The following is a 4340-nucleotide window of genomic DNA, read 5'->3' on the forward strand; positions in this document are numbered from 1 at the left end:
GGAGCAGGTGGCGCAGAGCGAGGGGGTCGCGGAGGAGGGGGCGCCGGGCGGCGCGGCGGCGCGGGCCGCCGCGCCGGTCCCGGCGGTGGCGGTGGCGGCCGGTGGTGCTGCGGCGGTGGCGGTGGCCGATATGGCGGCGGAGGTGCAGGCGGAGGCGGCTGGTGACGAGGGTCGCGACGGATCGCCGGTGGGGGCTCCCGACGCTCGGGGAAGCCTGCCGGGGGTCGGCGAAACCCCGGATACGGCGGCCGCTCGTCGGTCACAGCAAGAATGTACGCGCCGCCGGGGACTACTGAAGCCAGCCCAGCCGGCCTGCCAGCAGGGAATATCCGACGAATGCCACCGCGTCGATCAGTGTGTGGGCGATGATCAGCGGCCACAGGCGCCCGGTGCGCTGCCAGACGTAACCGAACACCAGTCCCATCGCGACATTGCCCAGCCCGGCGCCGAACCCCTGATAGAGGTGGTAGACGCCGCGCAGCAGGCTCGAGATCAGCAGGGCGAGCCAGGGGTTGACGCGAAGCTGGCGCAACCGCGTCAGAAGGAACCCGACGACGATGATCTCCTCGGCCCAGCCGTTGCCGAACGACAGCAGCAGCAACACCGCGACACGCCACCAGGTGTCGTTGAGCTCGGCCGGTTCGACAGCTGCGTTGACACCGAGGACGCGCGCGATCTGGTAGAGCGCCAGCCCCGGCACTCCGATCAGGGTGGCCAACCCGAGCCCGCCCAGTACGTCGCCGCGCCAACGGATCCGGCTCAGGCCGATGCGGGCGGGCCCGTCGCCGCCTCGCCACAGCAGGTAGACGGCCAGCGCGCCCCAGGCCAGCAACTGGAACAGACTGGCGAGATTGAGGCCGAGGTCGATGAGGTCGAACGGTGAGCGACGTGGGTTGAGCGCCACGATCTGGCCCGACAGCCCCAACAGGACACTTTCGATGAGGCTCAGCAGCGACGTGTAGGCGCTGAGCGCGAAGGTGACCGCCAGGACGACGGCGATCTCGATGCGCAGCGCACGTCGCTGTTCATCGGTCAGCTCGTCGGTCGGGCCGGTCACCGCAGCCACGGTAGCCGCCCCCGGGAAAGGCCGCGGTCTCCGGCAGCGGTCAGGCGCCGCGGGCGCGCAGCCCGTTGAGGAACGGGCAGCCCATCAGCACGCGGATCGCCTGGCTGAGAGCGGTCACGTCGTCGACCGGTCGGGTGAACGGCAGGCGGACGTCGTGGTCACCGTCGGCGGATTCGATGCGCAACCGGACGCCGTAGCGGTCCAGGCCCAGCGGCCGGACCCGCCCCCGGCGCAATGCGCTCGGCAGGCGGGCGGCGAGTCGGTCCACCACGTCGTGGTGTGCGGCCTCGAGATGCTGCAGCCAGCAGGACTCCATCGCGCAGAACGGATCCGGTCGGGCCGTCAGCAGGGCCGCCGGAGGCACGGACTCGGCGCCGGTGGCATCGGCCACCACCACGGATTCGATCTGCAGCCGCAGAAGGGCGAGTCGGACGTCGCCTTCCGGCCCGATGTTGGACTCGTCCGAATTGACCTGCAGCAGAGCGGGGTTGGGGTCGGCGCTGGCGACGCGGTCCAGCAGCGCGGGCAGCTCACCGGCCGGCACCTGTCTGAGTCGGCCCTGGATCCACACCAGCGCGCGCACCGGTTCACGCAGCGCAAGCGGCGCGTAGTCGGTCATCTCGAGCACGGCGGGTACCCCGGCGGCGCCCGCGCACGCGGTGGCAGAGAGGACGGTTCCGGGCGTGGCGTCGTCGGGTGCCACGACCACGAACGAGCCGTCGTCGAGCAGGTGGTGCACGGGGGTGGGGGTGGGGTCGCCCCCGGCCACCGCGAGCATCGCCCCGTCGGCGCGGACACAGGCGCTGCGGATCCGTTCCGCTGTGGTGGGCGCCGAAGTCGGTGCGGAAGCGGCCATCGCAACACCTTTCTGTTGGTAAGGTGAGGCTAACTTAAATCGATGTGCGCCGGCGACGCAAGGCTTTCCCGCAGCGGAACGGCATTACCGGGCCGACCGGATACGCTGGTGCGGTGCCCGGCATCGCTTATCTCGGCCCCGAAGGAACGTTCACCGAGGCGGCGCTGCGTGCCATCGAGGCGCAGGGCCTGATCCCGCCCGCCGAGACGCTCGATCCCTCGCCGCTGACTCCGATTCCCACCGAGAGCACCGTCGCCGCGCTGGCCGCGGTGCGCGCCGCAGACGCCGACTACGCCGTCGTGCCGATCGAGAACTCGATCGACGGGTCGGTGTCCCCGACACTGGACAGCCTCGCCGCTGACGCACCGCTGCAGATCTTCGCCGAGCTGACACTCGAGGTGTCGTTCACCATCGCGGTGCGACCGGCAACCGCAGCCGGTGACGTGCGGACCGTGGCCGCCTTCCCGGTGGCCGCCGCCCAGGTCAAACACTGGCTGGCCGCCCGCCTGCCCAAAACCGAACTGGTGCCGGCCAATTCGAATGCCGCCGCCGCCAAGGACGTCGCCGCCGGTCAGGCCGACGCCGCCGTCACGACCGCGCTGGCGGCCCAGCGGTACGGGCTGCAGGCCCTGGCCGGCGACGTCGTCGACGAGGCCAACGCGCGCACCCGGTTCGTACTCGTGGGCGCGCCCGCCCGGCCACCGAAGCGCACCGGAGCGGACCGCACCTCGGTCGTGCTGCGGCTGGACAACGCGCCCGGGGCGCTGGTCGCGGCGATGACAGAACTGGCCATCCGCGACATCGACCTGACCCGCATCGAGTCCCGACCCACCCGCACGGAACTCGGTACCTACATGTTCTTCCTGGATTTCGTCGGACACATCGACGACGACTCGGTCGCTGAGGCGCTGCGCGCACTGCACCGGCGCTGCGCCGACGTCCGTTACCTGGGCTCGTGGCCGACCGGAGAGGTCGCCGGCGCGGTGCCGCCCCCGATGGACGAGGCGACAGCATGGCTCGACGGGTTGCGCGAGGGACACCCGTGAGCGGCCGGCTGGTACTGGTGCGGCACGGCCAGTCGCACAGCAATGTGGCGCGGCGCCTGGACACCCGGCCGCCCGGTGCCGAACTGACCGACCTCGGCCGCGAGCAGGCTCGGGGCTTCGCGGCAGCTCTGGCCGAACCGCCTGGACTGATCGTGCACTCGACGGCGACCCGGGCCGTGCAGACCGCCGGCGAGGTCCACGCCGCGGCCCCGGCCGTCGTGCACGGGCTGCAGGAATTCGACGGAATCCACGAGGTCCAGGTGGGTGACCTGGAGAACCGCAGCGACGAGGCCGCCCACGACGAGTTCAACGGCACCTACCGGCGCTGGCACGGCGGCGAACTGAGCCTGGCGCTGCCCGGCGGAGAGAACGGCCACCAGGTCCTGGAACGTTATCTGCCGGTCCTCGACCGGCTTCGCAGGCAGTACCTCGATGACGACGGGTGGCACCACGACATCGTCGTGGTCAGCCACGGCGCGGCGATCCGGCTGGTGGCGGCGGTCCTGGGCGACGTGGACGGGGCTTTCGCGATCGACCACCACCTGGCCAACACCGAGTCGGTGGTGCTGGCCCCGGTCGACGGACAGCGGTGGGATTGCCTGCAGTGGGGCACGGCGAGCCCGCCGTTTCACCCCGAACCCAGCGCGGTCACGGTGCACGACGGCGGCGCGTCGGTGTCAGCCGACCCGATGGGCTGACACCGCGACCGCGACGTCGCACGTGCAGCCCACCGCGTCACAGTCCAGGTGCAACGCATGAGCGACATCGGTGACAAAGCAGTCGGGCTCGGTGCACTCGTCACGGCGGTACGGATGGTGGATCAACGCACCGTGACAGTGCTCCAAGCCCGCCCGGCAGGCGCGGCACTGTTCGGTCATGATCCGTTCATAGCACCTGTCGCCGACAGAATCAGGTTGCCGCGCGCAGCCTTTCGCCTCACGCCCAGCCGAGTTCGTGCAGGCGTTCATCGTCGATGCCGAAGTGGTGGGCGACCTCGTGGATCACCGTGACCGCGACCTCGTCGACCACCTGCGCCTCGCTGTCGCACACGTCCAGCAATGCCTCGCGGTAGATGCTGATGGTGTCGGGCAGCGCCCCGGCGTAGAACGAGTCCCGTTCGGTGAGCGCGACACCCTCGTACAGTCCCAGCAGGTCGGGCTCCTCGGCATTGCGGTCGGCGACCAGGATCACCACGTTGTCGATCGCCGCGGCAAGCTGCTGCGGGATCAGGTCGAGTGCGTCACCGACCAGTTCCTCGAACCGTTGCGGGCTCATCCGCACGGCCACCGGACTACATCCCCGGCGGTGGCGGCGGCAGGGGGGCAGGCGCGGGCGGTGGCGGCGGCAGCGCCGGCGCAGCAGGATCGGCGGG

General features: G+C 71.1%; 6 protein-coding genes. 2 read left to right on the forward strand and 4 right to left on the reverse strand.

The genetic code is table 11. From position 1 onward, the window contains the following. Positions 1–289 precede the first annotated feature (289 nt). A complete protein-coding gene (locus J3476_RS27700) occupies positions 290–1057 on the reverse strand; it encodes a type II CAAX endopeptidase family protein (protein WP_207069454.1) in 768 nt (255 codons plus the stop codon). A gap of 49 nt (positions 1058–1106) precedes the next feature. Next, complete coding sequence (locus tag J3476_RS27705; protein ID WP_207069455.1) at positions 1107–1922, reverse strand: DUF2470 domain-containing protein; 816 nt, start codon at positions 1920–1922, stop codon at positions 1107–1109. Positions 1923–2035: 113 nt separating this feature from the next. Here J3476_RS27705 and pheA point away from each other — a divergent pair, with 113 nt between their 5' ends. Together pheA and J3476_RS27715 are read left to right on the forward strand one after the other, a co-directional pair. After that, entirely contained in the window at positions 2036–2968 is a 933-nt protein-coding gene (pheA, locus tag J3476_RS27710) for a prephenate dehydratase (protein ID WP_207069456.1), read from the forward strand. Beyond that, positions 2965–3666 (forward strand): histidine phosphatase family protein, encoded by a 702-nt coding sequence (locus tag J3476_RS27715; RefSeq protein WP_207069457.1) that lies wholly within the window; start codon positions 2965–2967, stop codon positions 3664–3666. Before pheA ends, J3476_RS27715 begins: the two co-directional genes overlap by 4 nt. Here the strand turns inward: J3476_RS27715 and J3476_RS27720 are convergent. Both J3476_RS27720 and J3476_RS27725 read right to left on the reverse strand, forming a co-directional pair. Next, positions 3646–3846 carry a hypothetical protein gene (locus J3476_RS27720; RefSeq protein ID WP_207069458.1) on the reverse strand — a complete coding sequence of 67 codons (201 nt, stop codon included), beginning with the start codon at positions 3844–3846 and terminating at the stop codon, positions 3646–3648. The genes J3476_RS27715 and J3476_RS27720 overlap by 21 nt on opposite strands. A gap of 58 nt (positions 3847–3904) precedes the next feature. After that, on the reverse strand, positions 3905–4255 hold the full coding sequence (locus tag J3476_RS27725; RefSeq protein WP_207069459.1) for a metallopeptidase family protein: 351 nt from the start codon (positions 4253–4255) through the stop codon (positions 3905–3907). Positions 4256–4340 lie beyond the last annotated feature (85 nt).

This window comes from Mycobacterium sp. PO1 (genome assembly GCF_017312405.1).
GTDB lineage: Bacteria > Actinomycetota > Actinomycetes > Mycobacteriales > Mycobacteriaceae > Mycobacterium.